17 protein-coding genes and 1 pseudogene are annotated in these 16895 nt (G+C 63.0%); 1 reads left to right on the top strand and 17 read right to left on the bottom strand.

What is annotated here, in order from left to right:
- Positions 1–5: 5 nt before the first annotated feature.
- The 9 genes and pseudogenes from dtd to IE061_RS07555 all read right to left on the bottom strand — a co-directional run bounded on the left by dtd (position 6) and on the right by IE061_RS07555 (position 7298).
- A complete protein-coding gene (gene dtd / locus IE061_RS07515; protein ID WP_193461330.1) occupies positions 6–443 on the bottom strand; it encodes a D-aminoacyl-tRNA deacylase in 438 nt (145 codons plus the stop codon).
- A gap of 47 nt (positions 444–490) precedes the next feature.
- Positions 491–1069 (bottom strand): chalcone isomerase family protein, encoded by a 579-nt coding sequence (locus IE061_RS07520; protein WP_230478404.1) that lies wholly within the window; start codon positions 1067–1069, stop codon positions 491–493.
- 95 nt (positions 1070–1164) lie between these two features.
- Positions 1165–2010, bottom strand: coding sequence for a universal stress protein (locus IE061_RS07525; protein ID WP_016915450.1), 846 nt, complete (start codon positions 2008–2010; stop codon positions 1165–1167).
- Between the two features lie 133 nt (positions 2011–2143).
- A pseudogene (thiD, locus tag IE061_RS07530) lies at positions 2144–2960 on the bottom strand (bifunctional hydroxymethylpyrimidine kinase/phosphomethylpyrimidine kinase).
- A 15-nt stretch (positions 2961–2975) separates the two neighbouring features.
- The gene (locus tag IE061_RS07535) at positions 2976–4391 is read right to left on the bottom strand and encodes a TRAP transporter large permease (RefSeq protein ID WP_016915451.1); all 1416 of its coding nucleotides are present in this window, start codon (positions 4389–4391) and stop codon (positions 2976–2978) included.
- The gene (locus IE061_RS07540; protein WP_026001897.1) at positions 4391–4939 is read right to left on the bottom strand and encodes a TRAP transporter small permease subunit; all 549 of its coding nucleotides are present in this window, start codon (positions 4937–4939) and stop codon (positions 4391–4393) included. Before IE061_RS07540 ends, IE061_RS07535 begins: the two co-directional genes overlap by 1 nt.
- Before the next feature lie 115 nt (positions 4940–5054).
- A complete protein-coding gene (locus IE061_RS07545) occupies positions 5055–5918 on the bottom strand; it encodes an endonuclease/exonuclease/phosphatase family protein (protein WP_193461331.1) in 864 nt (287 codons plus the stop codon).
- Positions 5919–5920: 2 nt separating this feature from the next.
- Positions 5921–6553 (bottom strand): thiol:disulfide interchange protein DsbA/DsbL, encoded by a 633-nt coding sequence (locus tag IE061_RS07550; protein ID WP_016915454.1) that lies wholly within the window; start codon positions 6551–6553, stop codon positions 5921–5923.
- A gap of 115 nt (positions 6554–6668) precedes the next feature.
- Positions 6669–7298 (bottom strand): c-type cytochrome, encoded by a 630-nt coding sequence (locus IE061_RS07555; RefSeq protein WP_026001898.1) that lies wholly within the window; start codon positions 7296–7298, stop codon positions 6669–6671.
- Positions 7299–7603: 305 nt separating this feature from the next.
- Here IE061_RS07555 and yihA point away from each other — a divergent pair, with 305 nt between their 5' ends.
- The gene (gene yihA / locus IE061_RS07560) at positions 7604–8251 is read left to right on the top strand and encodes a ribosome biogenesis GTP-binding protein YihA/YsxC (protein ID WP_016915456.1); all 648 of its coding nucleotides are present in this window, start codon (positions 7604–7606) and stop codon (positions 8249–8251) included.
- A 19-nt stretch (positions 8252–8270) separates the two neighbouring features.
- Here the strand turns inward: yihA and IE061_RS07565 are convergent, their stop codons facing one another.
- The 8 genes from IE061_RS07565 to IE061_RS07600 form a co-directional block, all read right to left on the bottom strand.
- On the bottom strand, positions 8271–9008 hold the full coding sequence (locus IE061_RS07565; protein WP_016915457.1) for an HAD family hydrolase: 738 nt from the start codon (positions 9006–9008) through the stop codon (positions 8271–8273).
- A 15-nt stretch (positions 9009–9023) separates the two neighbouring features.
- Positions 9024–9938: a tyrosine recombinase XerC gene (locus IE061_RS07570; RefSeq protein WP_016915458.1), complete on the bottom strand. Its 915-nt coding sequence runs from the start codon at positions 9936–9938 to the stop codon at positions 9024–9026.
- Complete coding sequence (locus tag IE061_RS07575; RefSeq protein ID WP_016915459.1) at positions 9928–10656, bottom strand: DUF484 family protein; 729 nt, start codon at positions 10654–10656, stop codon at positions 9928–9930. The genes IE061_RS07570 and IE061_RS07575 overlap by 11 nt, the downstream gene beginning before the upstream one ends.
- 16 nt (positions 10657–10672) lie before the next feature.
- Positions 10673–11506, bottom strand: a complete 834-nt coding sequence (gene dapF, locus IE061_RS07580; RefSeq protein WP_016915460.1) for a diaminopimelate epimerase — start codon at positions 11504–11506, stop codon at positions 10673–10675.
- Positions 11506–12777, bottom strand: coding sequence for a diaminopimelate decarboxylase (gene lysA, locus IE061_RS07585; RefSeq protein ID WP_016915461.1), 1272 nt, complete (start codon positions 12775–12777; stop codon positions 11506–11508). The genes dapF and lysA overlap by 1 nt, the downstream gene beginning before the upstream one ends.
- Positions 12777–12902 carry an LPS translocon maturation chaperone LptM gene (lptM, locus tag IE061_RS07590; RefSeq protein ID WP_016915462.1) on the bottom strand — a complete coding sequence of 42 codons (126 nt, stop codon included), beginning with the start codon at positions 12900–12902 and terminating at the stop codon, positions 12777–12779. The genes lysA and lptM overlap by 1 nt, the downstream gene beginning before the upstream one ends.
- A complete protein-coding gene (argH, locus tag IE061_RS07595; RefSeq protein ID WP_016915463.1) occupies positions 12902–14305 on the bottom strand; it encodes an argininosuccinate lyase in 1404 nt (467 codons plus the stop codon). The genes lptM and argH overlap by 1 nt, the downstream gene beginning before the upstream one ends.
- A 119-nt stretch (positions 14306–14424) precedes the next feature.
- Positions 14425–16869, bottom strand: a complete 2445-nt coding sequence (locus IE061_RS07600) for a sensor domain-containing protein (protein WP_193461332.1) — start codon at positions 16867–16869, stop codon at positions 14425–14427.
- Positions 16870–16895: the final 26 nt, after the last annotated feature.

Genomic DNA, 16895 nt, shown 5'->3' on the forward strand with positions numbered 1-16895 from the left:
TTCCGCTACCCTTCCAGCATGAAAGTCACCGGGCCGTCGTTGACCAGCGCCACCTGCATGTCAGCGCCAAACTGCCCGGTGGCCATCGGCGGGCCCGCTTGCCGCGCGCGCGCCACCAGGTAATCGAATAGCCGCTCGCCTTCCTCCGGCGGTGCGGCGCTGGAGAAGCCCGGCCGCAACCCCTTGCGGGTATCGGCGGCCAGCGTGAACTGGGAGACCAGCAGCAAGCCCCCCTGGGCCTGCTGCAGGTTATGGTTCATCTTGCCCGCCTCGTCACTGAACACGCGGTAATTCAGCAGCTTGTGCAACAGCTTGTCGGCATTAGCCTCGCTGTCGCCTTTTTCGACGCCGATCAGCGCCACGAGCCCGTGATCGATAGAGCCAATGACCTGCCCCTCCACCGTCACGCTGGCGGTGGTTACCCGTTGAATCAATGCCTTCACGTTACGGCTACCCCTGGAATGGCTGAAAGGCAAGAGTCTAGCGTAGATCAGTTCCGCCCTAACAGCGCATCCCGAAAACCTTCGCCCAGCGGGCGCTCACCCAGCCAGATACCAAACATGGCCCGGGCAAACTCAGCGCTATCATCTTCATAGAGCGTCTCGCCATTGAGGGCCAAGCGCAGCTGCTCGCCGTCCCAACTCAACAGATAGCGGTCGCCAGGCGAGACATCCTGATAGCGCTGGTTAAGCTGCGCCATGCTGTCCTGAATCTGGTTGAATTCGTAAAGTGTGAGGGAGCCACGTAAGGTTTTTTCGGTGGCATCGGCAAAGTCGCTGGCGGAAATGGCGTGAAAATAAGCCAGCTCCAGGCGACGCGGCACGTCGCCCAGCGGTTGCGGCTCGTTTTCGCCTTCCAGCTGGTAGTAGGCCCCCGCGTAGGCCGTCCAGATCATGTAGCGGAACACGCCACTGCCTAGCAGGGAATAGCGCTGCCCTTGGTCTTCGACCACTCGGTCGAACTGCTCGCCACGCTCGGTGACGCTGCTGGCCATGGCTGCCGATGCCCACAGCGCGGCTGCCAGCAGTAGTGCGATGGTGAACGGAGTGGATTGCTTGAGTCGCCACACGGTGTTTTCCTCCCAAGGCAGACGGAACAGAAATCTCTACGCTATACATACCCACGTCATGCGTAAAGGTTCCGTACAACCAAGGGCTGGCAGCGCTACCAGGGGCGGCAGATCATCACATCGCAGTGCGGCTCGCTCAGCAGCATCTCGGTGAGCGGGTTGGGCTGCTGGGGTCGGCTGCGGCTTCCCAGCATCACCAGGTCAGGCGAATGGCGCTTGATATAGTCACCGAGCACATCGCATGGGCTGCCCGGCTCCAGAATCAGCTGGGTATCAGGCACACCCTGCAGCTCGCCCATCAGGCTATCGACTTCGTTATCCAGCGCCGTGCGCAGCCGACTGACCTCATGGTCCCGCCATTGGGCGTAGAAGGCTTGATTGCCCAATTCACGCTCGCCCGGCAGGCTCCAGGCATGCAGCAGGGTGATCTGCGCCTCCGGGAAGCGTACCAGGGCTTCCTTGAGCGTCTGGCGTGCGGTCAGGGAAAAATCGACGGGCACCACGATATGCTGCCATGCCTGCGTAGGCGGGGTGAACGCGATGACCACCGGGCACGGCGCGCTGCGCAGCACGCGCATCATGGTGGTGCCCTGCAGCAGCTCCTTCTGGCCGCGCTTGCGATGCATACCCAACACGATCAGCGATGCGTGACGCTCGTGGGCCTCTCGGACGATTTCTGCATGGGGCTCGCCCACCACGGTCTGGATCATCAGCGGAGGCAGCGCCAGAGCGTAGTCTTCACTTAAATCCGTCAGCGTGGCGCTGATATCATCACTGATGGCCTGTTCCAGGTCATGCAGGGTGCGATGCGGCAGATAAGGGTCGAGCACGTGCAGCGTGTTCAGGGAAGCACCTTGCTCCTGGGCAAGGCGCAGCGCGCGTGCGAACGCGGCGCGATTTTCCCGGGAAAGATCGGAGGCAAACAGCAGCGAGCGAGACATGGGCATGCTCCTTGGCCGAATAGCGCAGCCGGTTGGATGAAACGGGCACCCTTCAGCATGGTGCCCGTTTGCGCATCTCGCAAGCCGACTTTATCCGCGCATGCCCCAGATCAAGCTGCCACCCCCAGCGCTGTTACCACCAGGCGTGGAAGTGGTGAACCGGCCCTCGCCCTTGGCCCACGTTGAGCCGCTCGCTGGCAGCCAGGGCGTCGTGCAACCACTGTTTGGCGGTGGTGATCGCCTCGATGGGAGCTTCGCTGCTTGCCTGAGCGGGCAGCCTCGCCAGGCACGCCGTGATCGCCGATGACAGCGCACAGCCGGTGCCGTGCAGGTTGTCGGTAGCAATCCGCTCGGCGGCCAGCCAGCGCTGGCCCTGAGGTGACGCCAGCAAATCCGGACAGGTTTCGCCCCGTAGATGCCCCCCCCTTGAGCACCACGTAAGGCGCGCCCAAGGCCACCAGCGCGGGCAGCAGCGACTCCATGTCCTCCAGCGACGCGGGGCGCGCGCGGTCCAGCAGCACGGCGGCTTCGGGGAGGTTGGGAGTGATCACATCCGCCAGCGGCACCAGAATATCGCGCACGGCGCGGATGCCAGCATCGTCCACCAGGACGTCACCGCTCTTCGCGACCATCACCGGGTCCAGCACGATCCAGCGCGGGCGACGCTGCTGCAGCACGTCGGCAATGGTCTGTGCCACGTCGCGGCTGGCCACCATGCCAATTTTTACGGCATCGATGTGCACATCGGCCAACAGGTGCTCCAACTGCTGGCGAATGGCCGCCACCGGGACGCCATGCACCCCGGCGACACCGCAGGTATTTTGTGCCGTCAGTGCCGTGATCACGCTGGTGCCATAGGTGCCCAGCGCCGAGAAGGTCTTCAGGTCCGCTTGAATGCCCGCCCCGCCCGAGGGGTCGGAGCCAGCGATGGTCAGTACGTTTGCAATCATGTCGCCAATCGCTCGCTACAGGACAGAGGGCAGCCAGGTGGCGATGCCCGGAAACAGCGCCAGCGCCAACAACATGCCCAACTGCAGAATGATGAACGGGATCACGCCCTTGTAAATGGCCGACGTCGGTACGCTGGCCGGGGTCACGCCGCGCAGGTAGAACAGCGCAAAGCCGAACGGCGGGGTCAAAAACGACGTTTGCAGGTTGACCGCGATCATGATGCCCAGCCAGATGGGGTCTACGCCCATGGCCAGCAGAACGGGCCCGACGATGGGCACCACCACGAAGGTGATCTCGATAAAATCGAGAATGAAGCCCAGCAAGAAGATCACCAGCATGACCACCAGCGTGGCTCCAACGACCCCGCCCGGCATGGCTTCGAACAGCTCGGTGACCAGCTCTTCACCACCGTAAGCGCGAAACACCAACGAAAACAGCGCAGCGCCAATCAGGATCAGGAACACCATGCTGGTGACCTGCGCCGTGGAGTGGAGTGTCTCCTTGAGCATCTTGATGCTCAGCTGGCGATTGGTCGCCGCCAGCACTAGCGCGCCAAACGCCCCTACCGCCGACGCTTCGGTAGGCGTTGCAAAGCCCCCCAGAATCGAGCCAAGCACCGCCACGATCAGCAGTACCGGAGGCAGCAAGCCTTTCAGCAGCAGCGGCCAGATGCTGCCGGTGTGCCCCAGCTCGGCCTTTAGAGCCTCACGGTCCGCCGCCGGTGCCGCGTCCGCTTTCCACCACGCCACCACCAGCAGGTAAATGATGTACACCCCCACCAGCAGCAGGCCAGGCACCAGTGCACCAATGAACAGGTCACCAATGGAGAGGGTTTTCGGGCTCCACACGCCCATGGAGAGCTGCGCCTGCTGGTAGGCGTTGGAGAGCACATCGCCCAGCAGCACCAGCGCTATCGAAGGAGGAATGATCTGCCCCAGCGTACCCGTGGCACAGATCGTGCCCGTGGCCAGCGCGGGCGAGTAGCCGCGCTTCAACATCGTGGGCAGCGACAGAAGCCCCATGGTGACCACGGTGGCACCGACGATCCCCGTAGAAGCCGCCAGCAGCATGCCGACGATGACCACCGCGATACCCAGGCCGCCGCGCAGCGCGCCGAAGGCCATGGCCATGGCGTCCAGCAGCGTTTCCGCTACCCGCGACTTCTCCAGCAGCACGCCCATGAGCACGAACAGCGGCACCGCCAGCAGCGTGGCATTGGTCATGATGCCGTAAAGTCGGTTGGGCATGGCATTCATCATGCGCGCTTCGAAGGGCACGTCCATGCCCATGGACTGCAGCAGCATACCGAACCCGGCAAACGCCAATGCGGTGCCCGCCAGCGAGAGCGCCACCGGATACCCCAGCATCAACACGAGACAGACCGCCGCAAAGAGTACCAGCGGCATCATGTCTAATAAGGTCGCCAGCACTAGATGATCTCCTCATGAGTAGGGGGCGTGGTGGTCAGTTTGCCGCGCAATATCAAGGTCTGGCGAATCAGTTGCGCCACCGCCTGCAGTAGCAGCAGCGCCACCATCACCAGCATGAGCGTTTTCAATAGATAAACACCGGGAATGCCGCCATCCGGCGAGCGCTCGAGGATGGCCCAACTGCTACGCACGTAACGGTAGCTACTGAACGCAATGAAGATCGACACCGGAATCAGCAGCAGCAGCGTGCCCATCAGGTCGATCCAGGCCCGCCCACGCGCCGATAGGCGGCGATAGAAAATATCGACCCGCACATGGCCATCGCGCTTGAGGGTCCAGGCGGCGCCCAGCATGAACACTGCGGCATGCATGTACATCACCGACTCCTGCATGACGATGCTGTTGATGCCCAGCCAGTAGCGCATGATGACAATGGCAAACTGGACCAGCATCATGATGATCACCAGCCAAGCAATGGCTCGGCCAATCCCCTCGGTTACGCAGTCCAGCCAACGCAATAAACGTGGCTCTTGAGCACTCGTCGGCATAGCAGATGTCCCAGCATGAATAAAAACGGCCCAGAATCATCGCTGATTCTGGGCCTGACGTCATCCCTATTCACGGGATTAAACGCTTATCCATACGTCTGGGCGGCACGTCTGGCTATGGGCGCCCATGGGTTTGCGCGTGCTCGGCCTCTGCCAGTGCACTGAGGCAGGCTGCGGGCAAGGGCAGGTCAACCGCGATGGGCAAGTGATCGGAAAACAGATGATCCAGCACGCGCACTTCTGCGGCTTCCAGCGTTTGGGACAGCAGAATATGATCCAGCGCCCTACGCGGCTGCCAGGAGGGGTAGCTGAGCAGCGGCTTCACCGGATGCAGCGGCAACGACGTGCTGAAACGCTCGTGGGCATGCAGCTGATCCGGCGTACAGTTGAGGTCGCCCATCACGACCACGTGGCGCAGCGGCTGAATGATGTCGCTGAGGTAATCCAGCTGGCGTACCCGGCCACGGTGGCTCAAGGCCAGGTGGGCCACGAAGATGTGCAGGGCATCGGGGCCATCGCCATAGCGGGCATGAATCGCGCCCCGCCCTGGCAGCATCCCGGGAAGCCGGTGCTCTTCGATACGGCTCGGCACCAGCCGCGACAGCAGCCCGTTGCTGTGCTGAGCGAACTGCCCCAGGTTGCGGTTCAGCTGCTGAAAATAGTGCGGGAATTTTGCCTGGGCGGCGAGAAACTCCACCTGGTTGACACGGCTGGAGCGAAAGCTGCCGCCATCCACCTCCTGGAGGCCCACCACATCGAACTGCTCGAGCACGCTGCCCATCATCGCCAGGCGCTTCAAGCGCTGGGGATGCGGCAAGAAGTGTTGCCAGCTGCGGGTGAGGTAATGGTGATAGGCAGAGGTCTGGATGCCCACCTGCAGATTGAACGTCAACAGGCGCAGGTGCCCCCGCTCCAGCAAGGGAGCGGCGGGCGCCTGTGGCGAGCCCGCAGGCTCACCGGTAGTGCCGTGTTCGAGCACGGTTATTGAGCGCGCTCGTTACGCACTTTTTCCACTAGGGCATCGGCAATGCGAGGCATGTTCTCGAGACTGCCTGCGGTTTGTGGCGATACCACATAGCGACCATCCACCACGATGGCCGGAACCCCCATCAGGCGCATTTCACGCATGCGGCTGTTGGCCTTGTTGACATCGCTGCGTACGCTGAAAGCGGTCAACGCCTGCTTGGCTTCTTCTTCACTGACGCCGTAGTTGGCGAAGAACTCGGCAATGTCGTCCGGGTCGGTCAGAGAGCGGCCATCCTGATGGATGGCATCGAAGAAGTCAGCATGCAGCTCTTCTTCGATACCCAGCGACTGAGCGGCGTAGAAGGCCGTGGCGTGGGTATTCCAGTCACCGCCCATGGTGGCCGGCATGTGGATCACACTGACGTCGTCTTCCAGCGTGTCGTACCAGTCGCTGACATGCTCTTGCAACCGGTAGCAGTGCGGGCAGCCAAACCAGAACGCTTCGGTCACTTCAATTTGGCCTTCTTCCACCTGCGTGGCGACCGGAGACGCCAGCAGCGTGTAGTGCTGGCCTTCCACCAACTCCTGGGCACTGACCGTAGCGGAAAGACCTAGACCAGCCAGGGCGACCATCAACGTTTTCAACATAGCGAGAACTCTCCAGAATAAGCGAGCCAACAAGGGCGAGGCTAAGACCACCGCTTGCACAGGCAGGTTCCCCACCCTGCCGGTTCAGCGCAGGATGGGGCACGGCATCGAGCGCTTAGTTCAGGCCCAATACGTAGTTCGCAACCGCTTCCATGTCACGATCGCTCATCTTGGAAGCGATATCGCCCATCAGGTTGTTGGGGCTGTTGGTACGCTCGCCTGATGCGAAGTCCTGCAGAGTGGAGATGGTGTACTCCACGTGCTGACCCGACAGCGCCGGATAGACGGCACTGCCGATGCCGACACCGGTGGGCGTATGGCATGCGCTGCAGGCAGGAATGCCCTTGCTCATGTCGCCTGCGCGATACAGCTCTTCACCGCGGGCGAGCAGCTCGGTATCTTCATCGCTGGTTTGACCCAGGTTGGCGTCCTGACCGGCGAAGAAGGCCGCCACGTCCCAGGCGTCCTGGTCGGAGAAGTCGTCTACTTGACCTGCCATGGTGGGCACCAGGCGGTCGCCGTCACGAATGTCCATGATCTGCTTGGCCAGATAGGACATCTGCTGCCCAGCCAGGTTGGGGAAAGCGCCCGAAGGGCTGATACCCGCTTGGCCATGACAGGCGGCGCAGGTTTGTGCCATTTCGCGGCCTGCGGCCGCATCTGCATCGGCTTCATAGTCCGTTTGGGCGTGAGCGGTGCCAACGGCACCCATGGTAATTGCCAGGCTTGCCAGTAACTTTCTCATTGCTATTCCACTATGCCGTTTGATTATTGACTGGTACGCACCCTGGGCGCTGCCCAGGCTCTGCACACTACCAGGGTCAGCTCCGCCGAAACGAACAACAGGTTGTTGGTCGCTGCTGGCTAGAACGCGATGGTACACTAGCGCCCCAGGTCGCAGTTATAAACCTCATGCATTATAACGAATCACCCAAGCGGCGGGAATGCAAGTCCATGTCTGCTTTTGGGGTAATTCGTCGCGGTACCTTGGCGATCCCTGCAGGATGGCTCGATGAGCCCTCTTTCATGTCTGTTTTCAGGAACACCATCATGTCTACCCTTCATGATAGCCCAGTCCCACGACTGAACTACCCTACTGCGCGATTCTTGATCAGCGCCCCCACGCTGGCCCTGTGCCCGGACGACACCGGCGCCGAAGTGGCATTTGCCGGGCGCTCCAATGCGGGCAAGTCTAGTGCCATCAACGCGCTGACCCAGCAGAACGCGCTGGCACGCACCTCGCGCACCCCCGGGCGCACCCAGCTGATCAACTTTTTCAGCGTGATGAACGATGAAAGTCGCCGCCTGGTCGACCTGCCCGGCTATGGCTATGCCAAAGTGCCGGAAGCGGTCAAGATCGAGTGGCAGCAGCACCTCTCCGAGTACCTGCGCGGCCGCTTCAGCCTGCGTGGCCTGGTCCTGCTCATGGACGTGCGTCACCCGCTCACCGAATTCGACCAGATGATGCTGGAGTTCGCCGACCAGCGGGGCATGCCGGTACATATTCTGCTGACCAAGGCCGACAAGCTGAAGAAAGGGCCTGCCAGCGCGGCGCTGCAGAAGGTTCGTTCACGCCTGAAAGAGTGGGAAGACCTGGTCTCGGTACAGCTCTTCTCCTCCCTCAAGCGTCAGGGCGTGGACACGCTTTCCCAGACCCTGGACCGCTGGCTGCACACGCCCGAAGAAACCGAACACTGAGCGTGCGTCAGGTGCGTCTTCAGCGGCGCTGCTCCAGCCATGCAATCAGCGTTGGCAACTCCTTCACGTGGGCAATGCGATGCACTCGGGTGGGCAGCGCCTGATCGCCACGTTCGGCCACCCAGGCCGCGTGCATGCCTAACTGCTGCGCGGGCAGCACATCCTCTTGCCACGAATCGCCCACATGCATGGCCCGGGCAGGCACGGTCGCGAGCCGTTCGAGCGCGGTCAAAAACGGCTTGGGGTCCGGCTTGGGGGCGAGCAACTCACCGGCCGCAATCGCTATGGGAAAGTGGGCGGCCAGCGGCTGGCGCTTGAGATGAATGTTGCCGTTGGTGATGGCAGCCAGCCGATAGCGCTGGGCCAGCGCGGCCAGCAAGCCATCCGCCTCCGGGTGAGGCGTGACCTGCACCCGTAGACGGTGAAACTCGTTCATCGCGGCGGCGGCCCACAGCAGCGCCGCGCTGCGCGGTAGCCCGCTGGCCTCCAGCTGCGCTTCCAGCGCCCGTAGCCGCAGCCAGGTAAAGTCGCCGCGACGCTCGGGCACTTGGCTGGCCCACTGCTGACGGCGCTGCAGGTAGTCTGCCACGCCTGTATCGTAGTCCAGTGCCAGCGGCGGTTCCTGGCGGGCCGCTCGCCAGGCCGCCAGCGCCGTCAATAACCAGCGGTAGTGGCCCTCTTCGGTGGTGAGCATGACGCCGTGGTTGTCCCACAGGGTGTCGTCCAGATCAAAGGTGATGGCATCTAACGTGACCATGTTTCGATTCTCGCCTCAACTTTCACTCTCGCGGGAACGCCGTTTGGCGCGTGGGTGGGCAGCATCGTAGCTCTCGGCCAGGTGCTGCCAGTCCAGCCGCGTGTAGACTTGGGTAGTCGATAGATTGGCATGCCCCAGCAGCTCCTGTACGGCCCGCAGGTCCTGACTGGACTCCAGCAGATGGCTGGCAAACGAGTGGCGCAGACGGTGGGGGTGAAGATGCTCTGGCAGGCCACGCAGTACCGACAGCTGGGCCAGTCGCTTTTGGATGCCGCGATGCCCTAGACGTCGCCCGCGCAGGCCGACGAACAGTGCCTGCTCTTCACTGGCAGCCAACCCGTCACGGCAGCCCAACCAGGCTTCCAGCGCCTGCCGAGCCCGGGCTCCCACCGGCACCTGGCGGGGCTTGCTGCCCTTACCCATGACCCGCACGTGGTGGCCCGCCAAGTGAGCGACATCCAGCGCAGCCAGCTCGGCCAGACGCAGCCCGCTGGAGTAAAACAGCTCCAGCATGGCCTGATCCCGCAGCGCCAGCGGCGTGCCATCATGGGGCGTATCCAGAAAGCGAGCCAACGCATCGACATCCAGCGGCCGGGGCAAGTGGCTGGGCTGCTTGGGAGTGCGCAGCAGCGCCACGGGGTTGTCCGCCCGTACCTGGCGCTCCACCAGCGCATCGGCAAACCGGGAGAGCGCCGCCCGGCGGCGCGCCAGGCTGCGGGGCGCCAGGCCACGGCTGCGCTCGGCCCCCAGGAAGGCCCGCGCCAGCGCCGTGTCCCAGCCATGGGGCTGAGTGACGCCGCGCTGCAGGGCAAACTGGCAGAACGCGTTCAGATCCTGCCGATACGCAGCCACCGTCGCCGGGCTGGCATGGCTGGCCAGATGGGCCAGATAGCCCTCTATCGCCTGCGCCAGCGGAGAGTCACTCTCCATGGGGTACCGAACCCAGCGGCCCCAAGCGCAGCAACAGCCGAGCAACGATATCCCCCAGATACTCGGTAAACAGCGTATCCATGCTGGCGCGGTAGCACTCGGGGTCGGGGCTGGCGAGCAGCAGATAGCCCAGGGATTCGCCTGCGGAAAGCCGCGTAATCGCACAAGAGCCCGCCTTGCGCGGGGGCTTGGCATGGGGCAGCAGACACTTCCAGTCGCTGACGCTGAGCTTGGCGCAGCGGCTGGTGCGACCATCCAGCAACGCCGCCAGGCGGGCACCGGCGTGCTGGTCCAGCACATGCCGGGGCGCTTGCGGCGGCGCGGGCTCTGCGTCACTCAAGGAGGCCGGGCACCACAGCGCCATGGCGGGCGTCTGGAAACGCTCGCTCAATTGGGTCGCCAGCGCTTGCGCCAAGGCATCGCGGTCTTCTGCTTCTACCAGGCTGAGCAGCGTTTCGCGCAGGCGGCGGTACTGGGCCTCGTTATGGCGGGCGGTTTCCAGCAGGTGCTCCAGGCGGCCCTCCGCCGTTTCGGCCCGCTGGCGCAGGTCGATGACCAGCCGTTCGAGCAGCGACACCGCTCCCTCGATATGCGGATGCGGGACTTTCAGCTGTTGCAGCAGCCCTTCACGACCGATGAAAAAATCGGGATGGCGGGCCAGCCAGAACGCGACCTGGTCCGGGTCCAGCGTTTTACGCGGCTCAGGGGCTTGAGACATCGCCGTTCTCCTCGAATCAGTTGAGTGATACCCGACCGTCGAACACTCGGGTAGCGGGCCCCACCATGACCAGCGAGGCTTCTGGGCCAGGCCACTCGATACTCAGCTGGCCACCCGGCAGGGAGACCTTGACCGGGCTCTTCAGCAGCCCCTGACGAATGCCACTGGCCACCGCCGCACAGGCCCCGGTCCCGCAGGCCAGCGTTTCCCCGCTGCCTCGCTCGAAGACCCGCAGGCGAATCTCGTTGGGCGACACGACCTGCATGAAGCCCACGTTGACGCGCTTGGGAAAGCGAGGATGCGACTCCAGCAGCGGACCCAGCCGTTCGACGGGCGCACGCTCGACATCCTCGACCTGGAGCACGGCATGGGGGTTCCCCATGGAAACCACTCCAAGGGAGAGCGTTTCACCGTCTACCTCCACCTCGTGGAGAGGCTGGTCGCCGGTGGCTTCGAAGGGCAGCGTGGCCGGATTGAAGCGCGGCGCGCCCATGTCCACCCGCACCATGCCATCGTGCTGGACGTTGAGTACCAGCGGGCCGCCAGCGGTCTCCACGTGAATTTCGTGCTTGTGGGTCAGGCGCTGGTCACGCACGAAGCGGGCAAAGCAGCGCGCTCCGTTACCGCAGTTTTCCACCTCGCTACCGTCGGCGTTGTAGATACGATAACGAAAGTCCATGTCCGGGTCGCGCGGGGGTTCGACGATCAGCAGTTGATCAAAACCGATACCAAAGCGCCGATCCGCCAACTGGCGGATCTGCTCGTCGCGCAGGCGGGCACGCTGGGTGACCAGATCGATCACCATGAAGTCGTTGCCCAGCCCGTGCATCTTGGTGAAGTGCAGCAGCATCAGCGCGCCCCTTCCGGCAGCAGCGCTTCGCCCGCCCACAGGCTTTCCAGACTTTCCCGCGCACGCACCACGTGGTAGCGGTCACCGTCCACCATCACTTCCGGCGGGCGTGGGCGGCTGTTGTAGTTCGAGGCCATCACGAAACCGTAAGCGCCCGCAGAGCGCACCGCCAGCAGGTCGCCTTCGGCAATCGCCAGTTCCCGCTCCTTGCCCAGGAAGTCGCCGGTTTCACACACCGGGCCGACCACGTCGTAGGTAGCCGGCTCACGGGGCGTGCGGGTATCCACCGGCACGATGGCCTGCCACGCCTGATACAGCGCCGGGCGAATCAGGTCGTTCATGGCCGCATCGACGATGGCAAAGTTCTTGGTTTCACCAGGCTTCAGGAACTCCACCCGAGTGAGCATCAGGCCCGCGTTGGCCGCAATGGAACGGCCCGGCTCGAACAGTAGCGTCAGGGTCTCGCCGCCTTCCCAGCGGGAGAGGCGCGCCAGCAGCTGGCTGGCGTAGTCGAAGGGCTGGGGCGGCTTCTCGTCGCGGTAAGGCACGCCCAGGCCACCTCCCAGGTCCAGGTGGTCGATCTCGATACCCTGCTCGCGCAGGCGCTCCATCAGCAGCAGCAGGCGCTCCAGGGCATCCAGGAACGGGGCGGTTTCGGTCAGCTGTGAGCCGATATGGCAATCCAGCCCCGTCACGCGCAAATGGGGCAGGCTGGCAGCCAGTTGATACACGTCCAGCGCATCATCGACGGGAATGCCGAACTTGTTGTCCTTCAAGCCGGTCGAGATGTACGGGTGGGTACCCGCATCGACATCCGGATTGACGCGCAGCGAGACCGGGGCGATTTTCCCCAGCTCACCCGCCACGGCGTTCAGGCGCTCCAGCTCCGGGCGCGACTCGACGTTGAAGCACTTGATCCCGACTTCAAGGGCCCGAGCCATTTCATGGGGCTGCTTGGCCACGCCGGAGAACACCACCTTGGCGGGGTCGCCTCCCGCCTTGAGCACCCGCTCCAGCTCACCCACCGAGACGATATCGAACCCGGCACCCAGACGTGCCAGCAGGCCCAGTACCGCCAGGTTGGAATTGGCTTTCACCGCATAGCAGATCAGGTGCGGATGGCCGCCCAGCGCTTCGGTGTAGGCCCGGAAGTGGCGTTCCAGGGTGGCTTTGGAGTAGACGTAACAGGGCGTGCCCAGTTCGGCGGCCAGCGTCGTCAGCGGCACGTCTTCGGCATAGAGCACGCCATCGCGATAGTTAAAGTGATCCATTACCCCTCCTGCTCGGCGGCCGAATCGGATGTATCGTCAGGCAAGTAGAGCGGCCCTTTCTGGCCGCAGCCCACCAGCAGCAGCGCCACCAGCAGCAGCGCGCCCAAGGCACTGGCAACGCGCATCATGAGGCACCCTGGAGCGCTTTCAGCGCGTCACGGGCACGGCTGGCGGCGGCACGCACCTGGTCCGGTGCCGTGCCACCAATGTGATTACGCGCCGCCACCGAGCCCTCCAGTGTCAGCACCTCGAAAACGTCCTGCTCGATGATCGCGGAGAACTGCTGCAGCTCTTCCAGCGTCATTTCCGAGAGGTCTTTCTTGCTCTTCAGGCCGTAGGCCACGGAGAGGCCGACAATTTCGTGAGCATCACGGAAAGCCACGCCCTTGCGTACCAGATAGTCGGCCAGGTCGGTGGCAGTCGAGAATCCACGCCGCGCAGCCTCGTACATGCTGTCTTTCTTCGGCTCGATGGCGGGCACCATGTCGGCAAAGGCTTTCAGGCAGTCGCGCACGGTATCGACGGCATCGAACAGCGGCTCCTTGTCTTCCTGGTTATCCTTGTTGTAGGCCAGCGGCTGGGACTTCATCAGCGTCAACAGCGCCATCAGGTGGCCATACACGCGGCCTGTCTTGCCACGCACCAGCTCGGGCACGTCGGGGTTTTTCTTCTGCGGCATGATTGAGGAGCCGGTGCAGAAGCGGTCAGGCAGATCGATGAAATTGAACTGCGCGCTGGTCCACAGCACCAGCTCTTCGCTCATGCGCGAGAGGTGCATCAGCAGGATACTGGCGAAGCTGGTGAATTCGATGGCAAAGTCGCGATCCGACACGGCATCCAGCGAGTTTTCCGACGGGCGCTCGAAGCCCAGCAGCTCGGCGGTCACGTGGCGGTCGATGGGGTAGGTGGTGCCCGCCAACGCTGCCGAACCCAGCGGCATCACGTTGACCCGCTTGCGGCAATCCAGCAGACGCTCGTGATCGCGGGCCAGCATTTCCTGCCAGGCCAGCAGGTGATGGCCGAAAGTGACCGGCTGTGCCGTCTGCAGGTGGGTGAAGCCGGGCATGATGGTATCGGCTTCCCGTTCGGCCAGCGTAATCATGCCATCGCGCAGCCGTGTCAGTTCGGCCTCGATCACATCGATTTCATCACGCATAAACAGGCGAATATCAGTGGCCACCTGGTCGTTGCGCGAACGGCCGGTGTGCAGTTTCTTGCCGGTGATGCCGATCTTGTCGGTCAGCCGCGCTTCGATGTTCATGTGCACGTCTTCCAACGGCACCGACCACTGGAACTCGCCGCGCTCGATCTCGCCCTGAATCTCGGTCAGGCCATTGATGATGGCGTCACGCTCGTCCTCGGTGAGTACCCCCACCCGCGCCAGCATGGTGGCGTGGGCAATCGAGCCCTGAATATCCTGGCGCGCCAAGCGCTGGTCGAAATTCACAGACGCGGTGAAGCGTGCGACAAAGGCATCGGTAGGCTCGCTGAAGCGGCCGCCCCAGGACTGATTCGTAGCTTGGCTCATCGGTGATATATCCTGCTGACAAAACTAAAGGAGTCGTTACCGGAAAGTGTACCAGAGTCACCCCGCCGAGCGGCATGCCGTTTTAGCACTCTGCTCAGTGTGCTCGGCAGCCCTCACCTTCACGGCCGTTCAGCAGGGGCATCCAGGAAGGCAAGCGGCGTGCGCAGGAAGTCTTTCAGCGCCGCCAGGCTCATCGGGCGTGCGAAGTAGTAGCCCTGAAAATGGTCACACTGGAGCTGGCGGAGGTAGGCAAACTGTTCGGCCGTTTCCACCCCCTCGACCAGCACTTCCAGGCCGAGCTTGTCGGCCATGGTCACCACCCCCTCGACGATAGCGGCGTCGCGGGTATCGTTGGCCACATCACGTATGAAGGAGCGATCCACCTTCAGCTTGTTGATCGGCAAGCGCTTGAGGTAGCTGAGGCTGGAGAACCCGGTGCCAAAGTCATCCAGCGCAATGTGTACGCCCAGCCGCCGAATGGCACTCAATGCCTGGATGGTGGTTTCGGCGCTATCCATCAACACCCCTTCGGTCAGTTCCACCTCCAGCAACCCCGGCGGCAAGCCACTGTCAGCCAGCACCTGCTCTAGCGAATTGAGAAACCCCGGGCGCTGAAACTGCATCGGCGAGACGTTGATGGCCACGGTAATGGGAGTGTCGCTCAGTGCGTTTAGCTCAAGCGCATCACGGCACGCAGTGGCCAGCACCCACTCGCTGATCGGGATGATCTGCCCGGTATCCTCGGCCAGGCTGATGAACTGGGTAGGCGGGATATTGCCCCGCACCGGGTGATGCCAGCGAATCAACGCCTCGACCCCAGCCACTCGCCCACGGTGATCGATTTGCGGCTGGTAGTGGAGCTCGAACTGGCGCTGTTCGATGGCTTGCTGCAGTGCATGACGCAGATTGACGCGTTCGGTCACCTTGCGGTTCAGTTCGTCGGTGTACCACTGGAAGGTGTTGCGCCCCCGCCGCTTCGCCTTGTACATGGCGAGGTCGGCTTGCTGAATGAGCTGGCGCGGCTCCTTGATGGTGCCGTCGTCGGTGGCAATGCCAATGCTGGCGGTCATACGCAGCTCGCTGCCGCGATACCAATAAGGTGCCGACACCCGGGCCAGCAGCCGCTCGACCACCTGCAACACATCGTGCTCATGGGCGAGGTCCGGCAACAGCACGATAAACTCGTCACCACCAAAGCGCGCCACGGTATCCCAGGGCCGCAGCTCTCCCTCCAGCCGCTTAGCCACTTCCAACAGCATGAAGTCGCCCACTTCGTGACCCAGAGTGTCGTTGATGGGCTTGAAATCATCGAGGTCGATGAACAGTACGGCCAAATAACGGTGATAACGCTTGGCCAGCAGGCACCCCTGGGCCAGCCGTTGATCCAGCAGCAGTCGATTGGGCAGCCCTGTCAACGCATCATGGTTGGCGTTATGGCTCAGCTGGGCCTGATACTCGCGCTGGGCGGTAATATCGTTTTGAGCGCCGATGAAGTGGGTGACCACACCCCTCTCATCGCGCACGGGGGAAATGTACAGATCGTTCCAGAACGGCACGCCGTTGCGGCGATAGTTGCGGATCACCACGTGCACGTCCCGCTGCTCCTGGATGCCCTTGCGTAACAGTGCCAGCGTTGCCGAATCCGTCTCTTCGCCCTGCAGGAAGCGACAGTTACGCCCCAGCGCCGCGTCACGAGAGTACCCGGTGATACGTTCGAAAGCGCTATTCACGTAGACCATCGGCAGGTCCGGCTGCTGCGCATCGACGATCACCACACCGTTGGTGCTGGACTCCACGCTGCGCTCCAGCAGGGTCAACTGGCGTTCGGTAGCCTTGCGCTGGGTAATGTCCTGGCTAGAGCCCTGAACCTGAATGATCTGCCCCTGCTCATCGCGCACGGCTCGGCCAATGGCACGCACCCAGCGCCGCTGCCCTTGGCGGGTGATGACTTCATACTCGCCGTCGAAGCTGACACCCTCCGCCGCACAGGCCTGAAAATCGCGCTTGAGCCGCTCACGGGATGTCGGCGCGTAGAATGCAAACGCCTCGTCCGTGGAAGGTTGAAACCCGGCGGGCATGCCGTGGATATGGCACAGCTCATCGGACCACACCGGCACATTATTGACCGTATCGACATACCAGCCACCGATATGAGCGGTTTCACCGGCAATCCTGAACAACCGTTGATTACGTCTTAGCTGCTTCTCTACCGCCTTGCGCTGGGTAATATCCCGAGCAATGACGTAGATCACCTGATCGCCGGTAGAGGCGGTGACTTCGATCCACACCCTGCGCCCATCGGCGGTCAGTGCACACACCGAAAAGGCGTCGAGCTTGTCGCCACGACACAGCCGCGCCAGGGCCTCCTCGATGGCCGGATGGTCGCGGGGTTCCACCACGACGCTGCAGGGCTTGCCCAGTAGCGCCGATGCCTCATAACCCAGCAAGGTCTCGAAGCGTGGGTTGACGCTGAGCAGCTTACCCGCAAAGTCGATGCAGCAGAACAAGTCCTGGGAAAGCAGGAAGAACTGGTCTAACTTGCCTTGCGGTTCATCAACGGACATGGGCATTCCAGGCAGGGTTGGGCGCA

Origin of the sequence: Vreelandella hamiltonii (genome assembly GCF_014651795.1) — a bacterium.
Lineage (GTDB): Bacteria > Pseudomonadota > Gammaproteobacteria > Pseudomonadales > Halomonadaceae > Vreelandella > Vreelandella hamiltonii.

Coding starts and splice junctions, on each gene's coding strand:
- IE061_RS07525 (WP_016915450.1), bottom strand. CDS start 2,010: ATGTCTCGCTCGCTGCTGTTTGCCTCCGATCTTTCCCGGGAAAATCGC.
- IE061_RS07540 (WP_026001897.1), bottom strand. CDS start 4,939: ATGCCGACGAGTGCTCAAGAGCCACGTTTATTGCGTTGGCTGGACTGC.
- IE061_RS07550 (WP_016915454.1), bottom strand. CDS start 6,553: ATGTTGAAAACGTTGATGGTCGCCCTGGCTGGTCTAGGTCTTTCCGCT.
- IE061_RS07555 (WP_026001898.1), bottom strand. CDS start 7,298: ATGAGAAAGTTACTGGCAAGCCTGGCAATTACCATGGGTGCCGTTGGC.
- yihA (WP_016915456.1), top strand. CDS start 7,604: ATGTCTACCCTTCATGATAGCCCAGTCCCACGACTGAACTACCCTACT.
- IE061_RS07565 (WP_016915457.1), bottom strand. CDS start 9,008: ATGGTCACGTTAGATGCCATCACCTTTGATCTGGACGACACCCTGTGG.
- IE061_RS07570 (WP_016915458.1), bottom strand. CDS start 9,938: ATGGAGAGTGACTCTCCGCTGGCGCAGGCGATAGAGGGCTATCTGGCC.
- IE061_RS07575 (WP_016915459.1), bottom strand. CDS start 10,656: ATGTCTCAAGCCCCTGAGCCGCGTAAAACGCTGGACCCGGACCAGGTC.
- dapF (WP_016915460.1), bottom strand. CDS start 11,506: ATGCTGCTGCACTTCACCAAGATGCACGGGCTGGGCAACGACTTCATG.
- lysA (WP_016915461.1), bottom strand. CDS start 12,777: ATGGATCACTTTAACTATCGCGATGGCGTGCTCTATGCCGAAGACGTG.
- lptM (WP_016915462.1), bottom strand. CDS start 12,902: ATGCGCGTTGCCAGTGCCTTGGGCGCGCTGCTGCTGGTGGCGCTGCTG.
- argH (WP_016915463.1), bottom strand. CDS start 14,305: ATGAGCCAAGCTACGAATCAGTCCTGGGGCGGCCGCTTCAGCGAGCCT.
- IE061_RS07600 (WP_193461332.1), bottom strand. CDS start 16,869: ATGTCCGTTGATGAACCGCAAGGCAAGTTAGACCAGTTCTTCCTGCTT.